Consider the following 17,074-nt stretch of genomic DNA (forward strand, 5'->3'; position numbering starts at 1 on the left):
CCGGCTAGGATGGGAAGTAGTTGTCCCGCTCCGTGCCGAAGGATTCCCACTGGGGCGTTTGCACGGCAAGGAAACCGACCCAGCCGGGGAATCACCCACCATTCCCCGGTCGGCCCTTCAGCTATGTCGGTTAGGAAATCCTAACTAGCGTGCGGCGGATCACTGGACAAAGATAAAGCGGTGGCGAGAGGAGTCCTGTTATGAGTAATGTGGACAGCTTCGGTTCCAAAGGCGTCTTGAACGTCGGCGGGAACGAGTATGAAATTTTCCGGCTGAATTCCGTCGAAGGCGCCCAGAGCCTTCCGTTCAGCCTCAAGGTCCTGCTGGAGAACCTGCTGCGCACCGAAGACGGTGCCAACATCACAGCCGACCACGTGCGCGCCCTGGCCAGCTGGGATGCCGAGGCAGAGCCCAGCACCGAAATCCAGTTCACCCCTGCGCGGGTGATCATGCAGGACTTCACCGGTGTCCCCTGCATCGTGGACCTGGCGACCATGCGTGAAGCCGTTGCCGACCTCGGCGGCGACCCGAAGCGCGTGAACCCGCTGGCACCGGCGGAAATGGTCATCGACCACTCCGTGCAGATTGATGCTTTCGGCAATGCCGGCGCCCTCGAGCGCAACATGGAGATCGAATACCAGCGCAACGGCGAGCGTTACCAGTTCCTGCGCTGGGGCCAGACCGCGTTCGATGACTTCAAGGTTGTTCCCCCGGGAATGGGCATTGTCCACCAGGTCAATATTGAGTACCTGGCACGCACCGTCATGACCCGTGAAGTTGACGGCGTCCTGCGGGCCTACCCCGACACCTGCGTCGGCACCGACTCCCACACCACCATGGTCAACGGCCTGGGCGTGCTCGGCTGGGGCGTTGGCGGCATCGAAGCTGAGGCTGCCATGCTTGGCCAGCCCGTCTCCATGCTGATCCCGCGCGTCGTCGGCTTCAAGCTCACCGGCGAGATCCCGGCCGGCGCCACCGCCACCGACGTCGTCCTGACGATCACCGAAATGCTGCGCAAGCACGGCGTCGTCGGCAAGTTCGTGGAGTTCTACGGCGAAGGCGTTGCCTCCGTGCCGCTGGCCAACCGCGCCACGATCGGCAACATGAGCCCCGAGTTCGGCTCCACGGCCGCGATCTTCCCGATCGACGACGTCACCCTGGACTACCTGCGCCTCACCGGCCGTTCCGAGGACAGCGTTGCCCTGGTGGAGTCCTACGCCAAGGAACAGGGCCTCTGGCATGATCCCGCCAACGAGGTCAAGTACTCCGAGTACCTCGAGCTGGACCTCTCCACCGTGGTTCCCTCCATTGCCGGCCCGAAGCGTCCCCAGGACCGCGTGGAGCTCACCAGTGCCAAGGCCCAGTTCCGCAAGGACCTGCGCAACTACGTCGACCACGAGGTTGAAGCAGTCGGTGCAACGGTGGACGAAGCACTGGAAGAGTCCTTCCCGGCTTCGGATTCCCCGACCTACACGGACGCCGGAACCCACGTGGCGGATTCACCGCACGACCTGGTCTCCGTCACCGACCGCAGCGCAGCCCGCGTCGAGAACAGCGTGCCCGTCACGATGCCCGACGGCCGCAGCTTCGAGCTGGACCACGGCGCGGTGACGATCGCCTCGATCACCTCCTGCACCAACACGTCCAACCCGTCCGTCATGATGGCTGCTGCCGTCCTGGCCCGGAACGCCGTCGAAAAGGGCCTCACCGCCCAGCCGTGGGTCAAGACCTCCATTGCACCGGGTTCCAAGGTAGTCACCGACTACTACGAAAAGTCCGGACTGATTCCTTACCTGGAGAAGCTCGGCTTCTTCGTGGTCGGCTACGGCTGCGCCACCTGCATCGGCAACTCGGGCCCGCTCGAGGACGAAATCTCCACCGCGATCAACGACGCCGACCTGGCCGTTACCGCTGTGCTCTCGGGTAACCGTAACTTCGAAGGCCGCATCAACCCGGACGTGAAGATGAACTACCTGGCCTCCCCGCCGCTGGTAGTCGCCTACGCCCTGGCCGGCACCATGGACTTCGATTTCGAAAACGATGCCCTGGGCCAGGACGAAGCCGGCAACGACATCTTCCTGAAGGACATCTGGCCGAACCCGGCCGAGGTCCAGCAGATCATCGATGCCTCCATCGACCAGCAGATGTTCACCGACAGCTACGCCACCATCTTCGAAGGTGACGACCGCTGGAAGTCCCTGCCGACCCCCGAAGGCGCAACCTTCGAATGGGATTCGGAGTCCACGTACGTGCGGAAGCCCCCGTACTTCGAGGGCATGAAGGCACAGCCGGAGCCGGTCCAGGACATCGAAGGCGCCCGCGTGCTCCTGAAGCTGGGCGATTCGGTCACCACCGACCACATCTCCCCGGCAGGTTCCTTCAAGTCCGACACCCCGGCAGGCCGCTACCTGCTGGAGCACGGTGTGGCCCGCAAGGACTTCAACTCCTACGGCTCCCGCCGCGGCAACCACGAAGTCATGATCCGCGGTACGTTCGCCAACATCCGGATCAAGAACCAGCTGCTCGACGGCGTCGAGGGCGGGTTCACCCGTGACTTCAGCCAGGCAGACGCGCCGCAGGCCGCCGTGTACGACGCCTCGGTGAACTACCAGGCCGCCGGCATCCCGCTGGTTGTCCTGGCAGGCAAGGAATACGGTTCCGGTTCCTCGCGTGACTGGGCAGCCAAGGGCACCGCGCTGCTGGGCGTCAAGGCCGTCATCGCCGAGAGCTATGAGCGTATCCACCGCTCCAACCTCATCGGCATGGGCGTCCTGCCGCTGCAGTACCCGGCCGGCGTCAACGCCGATTCCCTGGGCCTGACCGGCACCGAGACCTTCTCGGTCGAGGGAGTTACCGAACTGAACAACGGCAACACCCCCAAGACCGTCAAGGTCACCGCGGTCCCGGAGAACGGCGAAGCGATCACCTTCGACGCCGTCCTGCGGATCGACACTCCCGGTGAAGCCGATTACTACCGCAACGGCGGAATCCTGCAGTACGTTCTGCGTCAGATTTCGGCAAAGTAGGCTAATCAACTCCAGCATCACGCCCCGTTTCGCTAGGCTATCGAGTAATCGAAGCCCTGAAACGGGGCGTTTTGCGTGCCGGGGGAAATGCCTGGCCGGACGCAGGCGGTAGAATTAGTGGTTGTGACGGTGCGTTTGCCCGTTGCCTAAGACGCAAGGGAGGCGCCCTTTTGGGACTTCTGGAAACCATCCGTGATCCGCGGGACCTCAGCAAACTGAGCGCTTCCCAGCTGTCGGCCCTGGCCGGAGAGATCCGGTCCTTCCTCATCACGAATGTGGCCCAGACCGGAGGACACCTCGGACCGAACCTTGGCGTCGTTGAACTGACCATGGGTATCCACCGGGTCTTCGATTCCCCGCGTGACAGCATTGTGTTCGACACCGGACACCAGTCCTACGTCCACAAGATGCTCACCGGCCGGCAGAACTTTGAAACGCTCCGGCAGCAGGGTGGACTCTCGGGGTACCCTGCCCGGGCGGAATCCGTGCATGACATCGTTGAAAGCTCCCACGCCTCCTCCTCCCTCTCCTGGGCGGACGGCATCTCCCGGGCCCGCCAGCTGACCGGGGAAAGCGACCGCTACACCGTGGTCATGGTGGGCGACGGAGCGCTGACCGGCGGCATGGCCTGGGAAGCGCTGAACAACATTGCTGCGGACCAGCGGCGCCGCGTGGTCATCGTCGTCAATGACAACGGCCGCTCCTACGCGCCGACCATCGGCGGTGTGGCGGACTACCTGGCGTCCCTGCGCCCGACCCTGGACACCGTGCGCACGCACCACATGTATGAGAACACCATGGATTGGTGGAAGGGCCGCCTGCAGAGCGGCGGGCCGGTGGGCCGGTTCGCCTACCACAGCCTGCATGCCGCCAAGAAGGGCATCAAGGACTGGTGGGCACCCCAGGGACTGTTCGAAGACATCGGCATGAAGTACGTGGGCCCGGTGGACGGCCACGACCTGGCAGCGGTGGAGCAGGCGCTGCTTACCGCCAAGAACTACGGCGGTCCGGTGATTGTGCACGCCATCACCGAGAAGGGGCATGGCTACGCTCCGGCCCGGGCGAACGACGAAGACCAGTTCCACGCGGTCGGCATCATCGACCCGGAAACCGGTGCGCCCGTCGCAGCGGGCGGTAAGCAGTCCTGGACGTCCGTGTTCGCCACTGAGATCGCGGAGATCGCGGACGAGCGCAAGGACATCGTCGGTATCACCGGTGCCATGCTGATCCCCGTCGGGCTGCACCGCTTCGCGGCCAAGCATCCGGACCGGGTGTTCGACGTCGGCATTGCCGAGCAGCATGCGCTGACGTCCGCCGCAGGCATGGCCTACGGGGGACTGCACCCGGTGGTAGCCCTGTATGCGACCTTCCTGAACCGTGCCTTCGACCAGCTGCTGATGGATGTGGCGCTGCACAAGGCCGGCGTCACCATAGTCCTGGACCGCGCCGGTGTGACCGGCCCCGACGGCCCCAGCCACCACGGCATGTGGGACATGTCCATGCTGCAGATCGTTCCGGGCCTGCACCTGGCCGCACCGCGCGATGCCACCCGGCTGAAGGAGGAACTGCGCGAGGCCGTGGCGATCTCCGATGCCCCCAGCGTGGTGCGCTTCTCCAAGGGCACCGTGGGCCCCGACCTCGATGCCGAAGAGCGCACCGAAGACGGCGTGGACGTCCTGGCCCGGCGGCCTTCGGGCGATACCCGGAACGATGTCCTGATTGTCAGTGTGGGTGCCATGGCGGAGATGGCGCTGGACGTCGCCGACAGGCTGGGCGCCCAGGGGATCAGTTCCACCGTGGTTGACCCGCGATGGGTCCTTCCCGTGCCGCGGTCCATCATCAGCATGGCTGCCGCCCACCGGATTGTCATTGTGATTGAAGACGGCGTCCGCGCCGGCGGCGTTGGATCCCGGATCCGGCAGGAGATGCGTGCCGCCGGCGTGGACACTGCGCTGAATGAGGTTGGGCTGCCGGCCGAATTCCTGGACCATGGGACACGTGCGGAGGTGCTTGAACGGGTGGGACTGACCGCCCGCCAGGTAGCCCACGACGTCGTCGCCCAGGTCCTCGGCACGAAGGTGCCGTTTGCCCGTCCGCTGCCGGGCCAGCCGGCACCTACGGGACAGATTCCGAAGATCAACTAGGCTCCGCGGCCCGGCGGGGCAGGAAAGAAGTGGCCACCATGGCAGATAACCTTCCCACCCTCGCCGTCACCGGAGCCACCGGAGCGCTTGGGGGCGCCGTGGCCCGCCAGCTCGCCGATGCCGGTGTTCCGCACCGTCTGCTGGCGCGGCACGCGGCCAAAGTTTCCCCGCCGCCGGAAACACCGGTTTTCGCGCTGTCCTACGCGGACCGGGACCACGCCGTACGGGCGCTGGAGGGCGTGCAGACCCTCTTTATGGTCTCGGCCGCGGAGAACCCGTACCGGGCGCAGGACCAGCGGACCTTCGTTGACGCGGCGGTGGATGCGGGTGTGCAGCACATTGTGTACACCTCGTTTATGGGGGCGGGCCCGGACGATGTTTTTACGCTCGGACGGGACCACTGGGACACCGAGCAGCACATCAAGGCCCGCGGCCTGAAGTACACGTTCCTCCGGGACTGTTTCTACCAGGACATCCTGCCCTCCTTTGTGGGGCGCGACGGCGTGATCCGCGGGCCCGCCGCTGACGGCAGGTTCGCGCCGGTCGCCCGCAGCGACGTCGCCGCTTCCGCTGTCCGGATCCTCAGGGACCCGCAGTCCCATGCCGGGGCCATTTACACCTTGACGGGACCGCAGTCGATCACCATGAATGACGTAGCGGAAATACTTACGCGGGTCACCGGGCAGCAGGTCACCTACCATGCTGAATCGCTTGACGAGGCGGTCGAATCCCGCATTGCCGCCGGCGCGTCCGAGTGGCAGGCAGTCGCCTGGGCAACCAGCTACGCGGCCATAGCCACCGGTGAACTCGCCCAGGTCAGCGACGATGTGGCTCGGCTGACGGGCACGGCCCCCCTGAGCTTTGAAGACCATCTGCGCAGCAGAGGCTAGTGTTCACCTGCAGGACCCTTCCCAACCACGGAACCCGTGGCTAGGGTCGAAGTATGGATCAGGTACTAGTTGGCCCCGTCGCGGACTTTTTGCGGGAATGCACCATCACCGGACTGGATGAGACCGAGGCTACGCCCGCTGCGGATCTCTATGGGATGTACATGATCTGGTGCGAGCAGGCGGATCAGGAGCCTGTTTCGGCGGGTCTGTTCTCCCGGCAGGTCCAGGCGTCCGGCAGTCAGCCGCGGCGGCGGAACCATGAGCGCGTTTACCCCGGTATCCTGCCCACCGGGCCGATTCCCATTCAGTACATCCTGGAGACCGATAAACCTCCCAGCCTGAACGGCCCGCTCAACACCTTCGGAACCTAGGCCGCCTTCATCCGGTTTCCGCCGGACAGACGTCCGGCGAGCGGGCTGATAACCAGGAGCGAAGCCCAGACCAGCCGTCCCGGGACGGGACCGGCCAGGAGGGTGACCGGAATCGACGCCAGGAAAACAACCGGCACGGCCAGGTGCCCCAGCAGGGGCCGGAACCCCGTTCCGATGCCGGCGAAGCTCAGCAGGAAACCGAACAGCTGGCTCAGCAGCCCGGTATTCAGCAGATCCTCCACACTGGCCCAGGCAGCGGCCGGCGGCAGGTCGATGTTGGTGATGAGCAGGGTGATGGCAAAGCCGTAGATCGCGTCGAAGAAAGATATGCCCCGCCCAAACTCGACGGTGCTCCGGTCAAAAAGCTGGTTGCCCATAGGGTCTCCATCGTCTGCGTTACAGCATCATTTCATTCGCCCGGGTTCCGGGGCAGGGCCAGGCCGCAGGTCCGCATCCGGAGTTGATAGCGTGGGGAGATGACCACCTACAACAGGCTCGGCAACTCCGGCCTCACCGTTTCCACCGTCGGACTTGGCTGCAACAACCTGGGCCGCCCCGGCACCGCCACCGAATCGCAGGAGGGCACTGACGCCGTCGTGCATGCGGCGATCGACGCGGGAATCACGCTCTTTGATACCGCCGACATATACGGGGCCGTGCCTGGTCTGAGCGAGGAGCGCCTCGGTAAGGCCCTGGGCTCCCGGCGCGGCGACGTTGTCCTGGCGACCAAGTTCGGGATGGACATGAACGGCGCCAACGGCCCGGATTTCGGCGCCCGCGGCTCCCGGCGCTACATCATGACGGCCGTGGAGGCATCCCTGCGCCGGCTCGGCACGGACTGGATCGACCTGTACCAGTTCCACACCCCCGATCCGCTGACACCGATTGATGAAACACTTGCGGCCCTGAATGACCTCGTCACCAGCGGCAAGGTCCGCTACATCGGGCACTCCAACCGGGCCGGCTGGCAGATCGCCGAAGCGGAGTTCACCGCCCGGGCTGCCGGGACCACCCGCTTCATCTCCGCGCAGAACCACTACAACCTGCTGGACCGCCGCGCTGAACTTGAGGTCACTCCGGCCGCGGAAGCCTACGGGCTGGGTGTGCTGCCGTACTTCCCACTGGCCAACGGCCTGCTCACCGGCAAGTACAGCGCCGGGAAGGCTCCCGAGGGAAGCCGCCTGACCCACTCCCGGACGAACCTGCTGCAGGATGCCGACTTCCAGCAGCTGCGTGAATTCGGGGAGTTCGCCGCAGAACGTGGACTGAGCGAAATCCAGGTGGCGTTCTCCTGGCTCGCGTCGCGTCCGTCGGTGTCCTCGGTGATTGCCGGAGCCACCAGGCCGGAACAGATTCGCGAGAACGCGGAAGCGGCTTCCTGGGTGCCGGGGGAGAAGGACCTGGAAGAACTGGACCGGATCTTCCCGCAGGCGCCAAAGGTAGCTCTCTTCTAGGTTCGCCGGCGCGCCCCATCCTGCTGTTCTGCTGCATGGATGGCAAAGGCGTTTCGGCGTGGCGCGCCGAGGACAGGACCGGCACGGGGTTGGAACGGCACCAGGGAGTAACACCGTGGGTGAACTCCCGCACAGAAGCCGGGTACGCAGCCGGGGCCCCTGTTAGCGTCGAAGGGTGAGCACCAAACCTGTACCCGCCGTCCAGTCCGCTCCCAACACCAACAGCACCGCCGGCAACGGCATGGTCCGCGTCCGGGGCGCGGAGGAAAACAACCTCCGCAGTGTCGACGTCGAAATCCCCCGCGACGCGATCGTCGCCTTTACCGGGGTCTCCGGATCCGGCAAGTCCTCGCTCGCCTTCGGCACGATCTACGCCGAAGCGCAGAAGCGGTACTTCGAGTCCGTTGCTCCCTATGCCCGCCGGTTGATCTCCCAGGGCCACAACCCCAAGGTGGAGGCCATCACCGGGCTGCCACCCGCCGTCGCGCTCCAGCAGCGCCGCGGGACCGCCAGCTCGCGCTCCACGGTGGGAACGCTGACCACCCTCTCCAACTCCATGCGCATGCTGTTTTCCCGCGGCGGCACCTACCCGGCCGATGCAGCGCCCGGCAGCCTGGACTCGGACGCCTTCTCGCCCAACACCGCTGCAGGTGCGTGCCGTGAATGCTCCGGCCTGGGCATCGCGCATACCGTCACCGAGCAGTCCCTGGTCCCGGATCCGTCGCTGAGTATCCGGGATGGCGCCATTGCTGCCTGGCCCGGTGCCTGGCAGGGCAAGAACCTCCGGGACATCCTGATTCACCTCGGCTACGACGTCGATGTGCCCTGGCGGAAGCTGCCGAAAAAGGACCGCGACTGGATCCTCTTCACCGACGAGCAGCCGGTGGTGACCATTACCCCGCAGCGGGACCGGGTTGCCAAACCCTACAAGGGCAGGTTCTGGAGCGCTAAAAGCTACGTGCTGCACACCCTCGCCGATTCCGGCAGCGCCAAGATGCGTGAACGCGTGCTCGAGTACATGGTCTCCGGGCCGTGCCCGGTGTGCGGGGGAGCAGGCCTGCGGCCCGAGGCGTTGGCCGTCACCTTCGCGGGCCGGAACATCGCCGAACTGAACGGGGCGACGCTGGGCGAACTGGCGGAGATTATCCGGCCGACGGCGGAGCTGAAAGCCGCGGGCACCGCGTCCCGGTCCGCGGCGTCGAACGAAGACACCGAAGTCGCCGTCACCATTACCCGTGACCTGCTGTCCCGGCTTGAAGTGCTGATATCCCTGGGCCTGGGCTATCTCAGCCTCTCCCGGGCCACACCCACCCTGTCGCCGGGGGAGATGCAGCGGCTGCGGATTGCCACGCAGCTGCGCTCCGGACTGTTCGGCGTTGTGTATGTCCTGGATGAGCCCTCCGCCGGTCTGCACCCGGCAGATGCCGAGCCGCTGCTGGCCGTGCTGCAGGAGCTCAAAGACGCCGGGAACTCGGTGTTCGTCGTCGAGCACAACATGGACGTGGTGCGCAGCGCCGAGTGGATTGTCGACGTCGGCCCGCAGGCCGGCGACGGCGGTGGGACAGTGCTCTACAGCGGGCCGGTAGCCGGACTCGCCGCTGTAGCCGAGAGCGCCACGCGGCCCTTCCTTTTCGGTGAGGCCGAGGACACCGCTCCTGCCCGCCGCCGGGCCGAGCGCTGGCTCTCGCTGAAGGGCATCACCCGGCACAACCTGCGGGAGCTCGACGCCGAGATCCCGCTGGGCGTGCTCACGGCCGTTACCGGTGTGTCCGGTTCCGGCAAATCAACGCTGGTCAGCCAGGTACTGGCCGAGGCCATTGGCGCGCAGGTCAACGGCGCTCCGCCTGAGCCGGCGGAGGCAGATGAATCCGGCGACACCGGGGTCCCGGACGAGGACCCGGCTGTCCAGGTGCGCAGCATCGCCGGGCTGGAACACCTGGACCGGCTGGTCCGGGTCGATCAGCGTCCCATCGGCCGTACCCCGCGTTCCAACCTGGCCACCTACACGGGACTGTTCGACGCCGTCCGCAAGCTTTACGCGGGCACGGATGAAGCCCGCGCCCGCGGATACACCGCCGGACGCTTCTCCTTCAACGTGACCGGCGGGCGGTGTGAAGCCTGCCAGGGCGAGGGGTTCCTCGCCGTCGAACTCTTGTTCCTGCCCGGCACCTACGGGCCCTGCCCGGCCTGCCACGGCGCGCGCTATAACGAGGAAACCCTGCAGGTCACCTACCGCGGCAAGTCCATTGCCGACGTGCTGGCCATGCGGGTGGAAACGGCTGCCGAGTTCCTGGCTGATATTCCGGCCGCGGCCCGCAGCCTGCGGACCCTGCTCGACGTCGGCCTGGGCTACCTGCGGCTCGGTCAGCCCGCCACGGAACTCTCCGGCGGCGAGGCCCAGCGGATCAAACTGGCCACCGAGCTGCAGCGCGCCCGCCGCGGCCACACCCTGTACCTGCTGGACGAGCCGACCACAGGACTGCACCCGCAGGACGTGCAGCTGCTGCTGGCCCAGCTGAACCGGCTTGTGGAAGCTGGAAACACCGTGGTGGTGGTGGAGCACTCGATGAACGTAGTGGCCTCTGCGGACTGGGTGATCGACATGGGTCCGGCCGGAGGCGACGACGGCGGCCGCATCATCTGTGCCGGGACCGCGGACGAGGTGGCGGCGTGCGAAGCGAGCCGGACTGCGCCGTATCTGAGTGCTGCGCTGAGGCGGCTCGTCTGATCTGCTGTGCGGTCGGAGGGCCCGGAACGGCGGCAACGAAACTCCCAGCTCGCAGAGCTCGCCGGGAGTATTAAAGCCGTCTAACCCGGACCCTGCGGCCGTCCGGTGCCGTGGCTGGCTTGAGTGGTTCGGTTCAGCTAGGCGGGTGCAGCCAGCTTCACCGTTCGGTGGAGGGAGAGGCTACAGTACGAAAGTGCCAAGATGGGGGAGTGAACTTTCCCGGAGTCGTTGAGCGCATGGAGCGACACCAAATTGCGCTCTATCTCGGCGCGCTCCTCGCAGGTGCGCTGACGGGGTGGTTCGCTCCGGTGGCCGCGCCGGTGTTCGAGTCCACCGTTAACCCGGCGCTCGGCGCGCTGTTGTACGCGACGTTTCTGGGCATTCCCTTCGGCAGGCTGATCGAGGCGGTGCGTGAGCGCGGGTTTATGGCCGCCGTCCTGGTCCTGAACTTCCTGCTGGTACCGGTTGTTGTTTTTATCCTGACCCGCTTTATCGCGGGGGAGCAGGCGCTGCTGATCGGGGCGTCGATGGTCCTCCTGACCCCGTGCATCGACTACGTAATCGTGTTCTCCGGGTTGGCTGGCGGCGCCAGTGACCGGCTTCTGGCCGCCGCACCCGTCCTGATGGTGCTCCAGATGCTTCTGCTGCCCCTTTACCTGCTGGTCTTTGTGGGCCCGGACATTGGCGCGCTCCTGGACCCCGGGCCGTTTATCGCCGCTCTTGTGTGGCTGATCCTCGTTCCTCTGGCTCTGGCTGCGATGACGCAGGCGGCCAGCCGGAGATCAGACGCGGCGCGGAGGTCCGCGAGGTTCGTGCAGGATCTGATGGTGCCGCTTATGATGCTCACCCTGGCCGTTGTGGTTGGCTCCCAGATCAGTGCTGTCGGCGGGGAACTCCCGGCTCTGCTCGCCGTCGTGCCTCTGTACGCGGCTTTCCTGATACTCATGGTTCCCATCGGGATGGGAATGGCCCGCGCTCTGAAACTGGATGTTCCTGGTACCCGGGCCGTCATCTTCAGCGGAGCAACCCGGAATTCCCTGGTGGTCCTTCCACTGGCACTCGCCCTCCCGGCGCACCTGGCGTTGGTGCCGCTCGCCGTCGTCACCCAAACCTTGGTTGAACTCGCCGGAATGGTGCTTTTGGTGCGGCTCATCCCGCGGCTTGTCCCCGAGGCGCCGCGAAGTGCTTGTGAGCGCAAGCAGGGGCGTAGGGTGCTCCCATGAGCGACGCATTAGCGCAGTTGACCGATCCCACCCCCGAAGCGGTTGTTCAGTTCCTTGCCAGGGTGATTGATGCGCCCTGGCCGCAGGAATCCGGCGCCTTCACAGCCCATTTTGACCGGCTCGGGTGTACTGCGGGGGAGCCGCTGGAATACGCCGATCCGGTGCCGGGGAGCATCGGCGGCCCTTTCACATGCGACGGTATTTCCTTGGAGACCGGGTCGTGGGCGGCGTTCAACGGGCAGTTGTTTTCCCTAAACTTCTTCCTCTACTCCGGCAGGCGGGACTCGGAGACAATAGCTGAAGCTGGATTCGAAGCTGTCCGGGAACATCTCAGGGCCGTATGCGGTCCACCTGAGGACGAAGGCACTGACGCGAACGGCAGCCTTTCGGCGTTTTGGAACCCTGGCGAAAACTCGATCGAGCTTTACGGTCACGTCACCCTGGCACCGGCGCTGCAGGTCGGCGTGGGCCGGCGCAGTGTGGAGGCTTTGTACAACGAAGGCGCCCGGCACGCTGACCGAAGGTAGGCTGGAATTTCACCGATCGGAGAGCACACGAATGGCTGCGACAGGGACGACCGCCACCACGGTGGATGAGGTGCTGGCCCAGCTGGCCGCGCTGGAGGATCCGAAGGCTAGGGCCGTCAACGAAAAGCATGGTGATGATCACGGCGTGAACCTGAGCAAGCTCCGCGCTGTCGCGAAGCAGTTGAAGACGCAGCAGGAGTTGGCCCGGGAGCTGTGGAAGACGGGTGATACCCCGGCACGGCTGGTGGCATTGCTGATCTGCCGGCCGAAAGAGTTCGAACGCAGCGAACTGGACACCATGCTGCGCGAAGCCCGCGTCCCCAAGGTCCACGACTGGTTCGTCAACTATGTCGTGAGGAAGAGTCCGCATGCACAGGAGCTGCGGATTCTCTGGTTCGCGGACCCGGACCCGGTGGTGGCCAGTGCCGGCTGGGCGTTGACCAGTGAGCGGGTGTCCAAGAGCCCTGACGGGCTGGATCTGTCCGGTCTGCTGGACACGATTGAAGCCGAGATGAAGGATGCTCCGGACCGCCTGCAATGGGCAATGAATAACTGCCTGGCCCAGATCGGCATCGCCCATCCTGAGCTTCGGGCCCGGGCCATCAGCATTGGCGAACGGCTGGAAGTGCTCAAGGACTACCCGACGCCGGCAAACTGCACCTCACCGTACGCACCCATCTGGATCACGGAAATCGTGCGCCGGCAGGAGAACTAAGGCCCGCTGTCCGGGTCCGGCCGAAACTAGCTCACCGTAGCTTCGCGGAGGGCCACACCCTGGCGGAATGCCAGATGGCCGCCCAGGAACCCTGCTCCGGCAGCAGCGGCGTTGCCGGCCAGGCCAAGGCCCATGCCTATTCCGTGACGGCCGCGTCCCCGGGCGAGCAGGGAGCCGATCATCAGGAACATGGACACGTCGGTGCCCAGCGAGTGGACTGCGCCGATGCGGCGCTCGGCTCCCGTCAGATCAGCCCAGTCGGCCGCGCCCGCAAACCCCGCCACCAGGCCTCCCACGACCCCGGCGCCGGTGAGCAGCCCTGCACTGCGCTGTGCCTGCGCACCTCCGGCCACATCCAGGATGGAGGCACTGACCCAGCACCCGAGCGTCAGGTGCGTGAGTACCGGATGGATCGAGTAGCCAAGCACGCTCGTGTGCAGCGGTCCCCGGCGGGCCCAGTCAATGACCGGTTTGTAAAAGGCGGCCTGGGCGTCAGCCACCCGTTCGGCGGCGGGGCTCTCACCCACGGCCCGAACCAAGCGCTGCGGCTTTGAAAGACGGTTCACGCCAGCAGACGATACCTCCGCATGACCCTGCTGCACAGGGTAGAAACCTCGACCTGCCACGGCCTTCGCCGTTACTGTGGCACCAAAAGTGCGGCGATCCCTGGCCGGATCCACCGGTCTGTGCGAAAGGCAGCCGCGCAGGCGAAGGAGCACACCGTGGGAACTCTATCCCTGGACTCGTTCATCACGCTCGACGGCGTTTACCAGGCGCCCGGAGGGCCCGAAGAGGATCCGGAGGGAGGCTTCGAATACGGCGGCTGGCAGGCTGCCTATTCCGACGACGAAGCAGGCCAGTCCATCATGACGAACATCGACAGCATGGACGCCCTACTCCTCGGCCGCAAAACCTATGACATCTTTGCTGCGTTCTGGCCCGTTCAAAGCGCCGATGACCCCATCGCCGCCAAGTTCAACGCCATGCCTAAATTCGTAGTGTCCCGGTCCCTGGCCGACCCCTCGTGGGAAGGCACCGAGGTGCTGGCAGGACCAGCGGATGTTGCCCGGCTCAAGGATCGGTTCAGCGATATCCACATCATTGGCAGCGGAGACCTGGCCCGGTCGCTGCTCAAGGACGGCCTGATAGACCGGCTGAACCTCTTCCTGTATCCACTGACCTTCGGCACCGGCAAACGGCTGTTTCCTGACGGGATGGGGGTGCCTGCGGCCTTCGCCCTCGCCTAGCCGCCCAGGGGCTTCCCCAGGGGAGCGGTCTCTCTTGTCTATGAACTTGCGGGCACACCCATCACAGGGATCACTATCGGCCAGGAGTAGCAGCGGGAGCCGGTGCCCCGCTGGAGCCGCGCACCGTTGCTTCACGCGAGGGAAGGTTATCCGTCACGCAGCTTCAGGGCACGGTAGATCGTGTCATGGATCGGCACCGGAACTCCGTAGCGCCCCGCGATGCGCACGACTGCCCCCGTCTGCTCGTCGATTTCCGAGGGCCGGCCGGCAGCCAGATCCCGCTGCATCGAGGACGTGCTGCTGGGATCGAAGGTGTCGTACTGCCGCATCATCGCCTCGACGTCGGTTTCGTCCAGGGGAGTGCCGGCAGCCGTGGCGAGGTGGGCCACTTCGCTCATGGCGTCCCGGACGAGGCTTCGGCTGAGCGGGTTGGCACGCGTCCGGCCCACCGGTTCCCGGGACAGGGCTCCTACTCCGCCGTAGGAGGTGATGAGCATGAACTTCCGCCACATGTCAGCAGTGATGTGCAGGGAGATGGTGGTCTGCACCTGGGCGTCCGCGAGCGCCGCTGCCAGTTTCTCTACCCGGCTGGTGACGTTCCCGTTCAGTTCTCCCAGAGTGATTCCCGGTTGGCTGCCCACGTGATGCACAATCCCCGGTTCGGTCAGGTAGGAGATGATGAGGCAGACTCCGCCCAGTGCATGCCCGGGACCGACGGCGTCGGTAATCTGCTGTGTGGCGCTCACCCCGTTTTGCAGCGGGAGGACAGCCGTGTCGGTCCCCACCAGGGCCTTGGCCTCCAGCAGTGCTTCGCGGACCTGGCCGGCCTTGCTGGCGACAATTACCGCGTCACAGGCACCAATCTCCGCCGCATCCGTGCTGATGCTGGCCGGCCTTGCGGTGAACCCCTCCGACCCGTCTCCTCTGGTGACGCGGATTCCGTTGGACCGGATGGGCTCGATATGCCGCGGGGTCGCCACTAAGTGCACTTCGTGGCCGGCGCGGGCCAGCACAGCGGCGAAATATGCACCGACTCCTCCGGCCCCCACCACCCCGATCTTCAAGGTGTCTCCGCTGGCCGGTGCCTCGGCTGAATTTGTCATGCCCCCAACGTAGTGCCATCACTCCTCGGTGGCATGGAAGGCAGGCCGTGGCCTGGAGACCGGACGTCCCTACCGTAAGAGGTCAACGATGAGGGTGATGATCATCCCGGTACCTAACAGCACGAGAAAACCCCCGGCTGCCTTCGTGACCCAGGGCAGGAAGCGGGAGAGTGCCGCGAGCGCACGGTCGGTTCCCAGGGCAACGGCGACGAACAGATCCCAGACCAGGACGACGGCGAACATCCAGGCACCGTAGAGCAATAGCTCCCCGGCAGCAGCGTTTGAAAGCCCGGCGGCGAGGGCGACGTAGAAGAGTGCGTTCTTCGGGTTGAGCAGGCCGGATGCGAATCCGAGTCCCAGGCTCCGTCCCCAGGTGCTGCCAGGCGGTGCAGGTCCGCTGACGACACTGATGCGGATACTCGAACGGAGGAACGCGATGCCAATGTACGTCAGAAACAGCCCGCCGGCCGTTTGGATAATTCCGAGCAGAGTCGGATGCGAGACCAGGGACAGCCCGGAGAACGCGGCAGCGATAAAGATGCCGTTGGCCAGCGCGATCCCGAGGCACGCTCCGCTGGCGGCCCGCCATCCGCTGCTTACAGCGCTGCGGGCGATCAGGAAAAAATCCACCCCGGGGATCAGCAATGCCAAAAAATGTGCTGCTGCCACAGCAAAAAACTGCTCCATCTATCCCCAGCTATCTCGACGACGTACCTCGTCAAGAATGCGGGTTGAGCAGGGGGACGGTCTTGTACGAAATTGCGGTCAGCCGCGATAGGTTCCAGGGGACGTGGCTACATGGGCGCGAAAGACCCTGTGGAAGTGGCTCTGGTCAACAAACCCCAGGGCATGGGCGGTCTCTGCCAGGGCCCGTCCTTCGCGGAGCATCCTCCGGGATGCAGTGACGCGTTCGTTCTGCCGCCAAGCCAGCGGCGCGAACCCGGTCAAGCGCTTCATGGCCCGGATGAGCTGGTATCTTCCCATCCCCGCCAGTTCAGCAAGCTCCGCGAGAGGCGGGTTCGATTCATCCTGCCGCAGCCGCCTGAGTACCGGATCCAGACGGGCAAGAAGCTCCTGATCACTGCAGGTAACCAACTGGTGTGCCGGTTCAACAGAAGCACATTCATGCAGGCCAGTGCGAAACCCGGATTCGATCCCGCTTGGCGCCGCATCGGTGAACAGCGTGTTGTTGATGGCAGTGAACCAGCGGTAAATCTGCGGCTGCCGGTACACCTTGATTCCGGCCAGGAGATGTGCCGCCGGCGGGGGCAGCAGGGCCGCGATCCAGTCCTGATCCGCCTGGATCATTTGGTACTCCCAATGGCCTTCATCCGGATTGCATGCGTGGACGTGACCTGCCGGAATAAGAATGACGTCGCCGGCCGCCAACCGGATCGGGTCTCCCGCCGCGCCGCTGAATACGGTGGTGCCTGAGTCGACCAGACCTATCGAGAACCGGTCATGGGTGTGCGGACGGTAGCAGGTGTTCTCCCGGCACGACCGGCGCGATTCCAGATGCGGCACCTGCCGGCTATGCCAGAATTCCGTCACGCGTTTCCTGCCTCTTTCCGGTGTATTCGGCTTCAATCCAGGATCAATATTCCCCCGCCGCCATCGCGGTTTCCGTAGTCGGAGACGCGTCAATC

At 65.4% G+C, this 17,074-nt stretch carries 15 protein-coding genes; 10 read left to right on the forward strand and 5 right to left on the reverse strand.

The window, feature by feature from the left end; all coding sequences use genetic code 11:
- Positions 1 to 200: 200 nt before the first annotated feature.
- From acnA to H9638_RS14625, 4 genes are all read left to right on the forward strand, one after another.
- Complete coding sequence (acnA, locus tag H9638_RS14610; RefSeq protein ID WP_191748571.1) at positions 201 to 3,026, forward strand: aconitate hydratase AcnA; 2,826 nt, start codon at positions 201 to 203, stop codon at positions 3,024 to 3,026.
- A 170-nt stretch (positions 3,027 to 3,196) separates the two neighbouring features.
- Positions 3,197 to 5,170 carry a 1-deoxy-D-xylulose-5-phosphate synthase gene (dxs, locus tag H9638_RS14615; RefSeq protein ID WP_191748573.1) on the forward strand — a complete coding sequence of 658 codons (1,974 nt, stop codon included), beginning with the start codon at positions 3,197 to 3,199 and terminating at the stop codon, positions 5,168 to 5,170.
- A gap of 38 nt (positions 5,171 to 5,208) precedes the next feature.
- Positions 5,209 to 6,060 carry an SDR family oxidoreductase gene (locus H9638_RS14620; RefSeq protein WP_191748574.1) on the forward strand — a complete coding sequence of 284 codons (852 nt, stop codon included), beginning with the start codon at positions 5,209 to 5,211 and terminating at the stop codon, positions 6,058 to 6,060.
- A 53-nt stretch (positions 6,061 to 6,113) separates the two neighbouring features.
- Positions 6,114 to 6,431, forward strand: coding sequence for a primase-like DNA-binding domain-containing protein (locus H9638_RS14625; protein ID WP_191748576.1), 318 nt, complete (start codon positions 6,114 to 6,116; stop codon positions 6,429 to 6,431).
- Here the strand turns inward: H9638_RS14625 and H9638_RS14630 are convergent.
- Positions 6,428 to 6,808, reverse strand: coding sequence for a TMEM175 family protein (locus H9638_RS14630; RefSeq protein WP_191748578.1), 381 nt, complete (start codon positions 6,806 to 6,808; stop codon positions 6,428 to 6,430). The genes H9638_RS14625 and H9638_RS14630 overlap by 4 nt on opposite strands.
- A gap of 99 nt (positions 6,809 to 6,907) precedes the next feature.
- Here H9638_RS14630 and H9638_RS14635 point away from each other — a divergent pair, with 99 nt between their 5' ends.
- The 5 genes from H9638_RS14635 (at position 6,908) to H9638_RS14655 (ending at position 13,078) form a co-directional block, all read left to right on the forward strand.
- Complete coding sequence (locus H9638_RS14635; protein WP_191748580.1) at positions 6,908 to 7,885, forward strand: aldo/keto reductase; 978 nt, start codon at positions 6,908 to 6,910, stop codon at positions 7,883 to 7,885.
- 241 nt (positions 7,886 to 8,126) lie between these two features.
- The gene (gene uvrA, locus H9638_RS14640; RefSeq protein WP_191748689.1) at positions 8,127 to 10,613 is read left to right on the forward strand and encodes an excinuclease ABC subunit UvrA; all 2,487 of its coding nucleotides are present in this window, start codon (positions 8,127 to 8,129) and stop codon (positions 10,611 to 10,613) included.
- A 236-nt stretch (positions 10,614 to 10,849) separates the two neighbouring features.
- Positions 10,850 to 11,836: an arsenic resistance protein gene (locus H9638_RS14645; protein ID WP_191748582.1), complete on the forward strand. Its 987-nt coding sequence runs from the start codon at positions 10,850 to 10,852 to the stop codon at positions 11,834 to 11,836.
- A complete protein-coding gene (locus tag H9638_RS14650) occupies positions 11,833 to 12,363 on the forward strand; it encodes a hypothetical protein (protein ID WP_191748584.1) in 531 nt (176 codons plus the stop codon). Before H9638_RS14645 ends, H9638_RS14650 begins: the two co-directional genes overlap by 4 nt.
- Positions 12,364 to 12,394: 31 nt before the next feature.
- On the forward strand, positions 12,395 to 13,078 hold the full coding sequence (locus H9638_RS14655; RefSeq protein ID WP_191748586.1) for a DNA alkylation repair protein: 684 nt from the start codon (positions 12,395 to 12,397) through the stop codon (positions 13,076 to 13,078).
- 26 nt (positions 13,079 to 13,104) lie between these two features.
- Here H9638_RS14655 and H9638_RS14660 read toward each other — a convergent pair whose 3' ends face one another.
- Positions 13,105 to 13,605, reverse strand: coding sequence for a DUF2231 domain-containing protein (locus H9638_RS14660; protein ID WP_191748588.1), 501 nt, complete (start codon positions 13,603 to 13,605; stop codon positions 13,105 to 13,107).
- 195 nt (positions 13,606 to 13,800) lie between these two features.
- Between H9638_RS14660 and H9638_RS14665 the strand changes: the two genes are divergently transcribed.
- Positions 13,801 to 14,325, forward strand: coding sequence for a dihydrofolate reductase family protein (locus tag H9638_RS14665; protein ID WP_191748590.1), 525 nt, complete (start codon positions 13,801 to 13,803; stop codon positions 14,323 to 14,325).
- A gap of 146 nt (positions 14,326 to 14,471) precedes the next feature.
- Here the strand turns inward: H9638_RS14665 and H9638_RS14670 are convergent, their stop codons facing one another.
- From H9638_RS14670 to H9638_RS14680, 3 genes are all read right to left on the reverse strand, one after another.
- Positions 14,472 to 15,428: a ketopantoate reductase family protein gene (locus tag H9638_RS14670; protein ID WP_191748592.1), complete on the reverse strand. Its 957-nt coding sequence runs from the start codon at positions 15,426 to 15,428 to the stop codon at positions 14,472 to 14,474.
- A gap of 69 nt (positions 15,429 to 15,497) precedes the next feature.
- Positions 15,498 to 16,097, reverse strand: coding sequence for a LysE family translocator (locus tag H9638_RS14675; RefSeq protein WP_318241896.1), 600 nt, complete (start codon positions 16,095 to 16,097; stop codon positions 15,498 to 15,500).
- A gap of 96 nt (positions 16,098 to 16,193) precedes the next feature.
- Complete coding sequence (locus H9638_RS14680; RefSeq protein WP_191748596.1) at positions 16,194 to 16,979, reverse strand: AraC family transcriptional regulator; 786 nt, start codon at positions 16,977 to 16,979, stop codon at positions 16,194 to 16,196.
- Between the last annotated feature and the right edge of the window lie 95 nt (positions 16,980 to 17,074).

Source organism: Arthrobacter pullicola (assembly GCF_014836875.1).
Taxonomy (GTDB): Bacteria; Actinomycetota; Actinomycetes; order Actinomycetales; family Micrococcaceae; genus Arthrobacter_B; species Arthrobacter_B pullicola.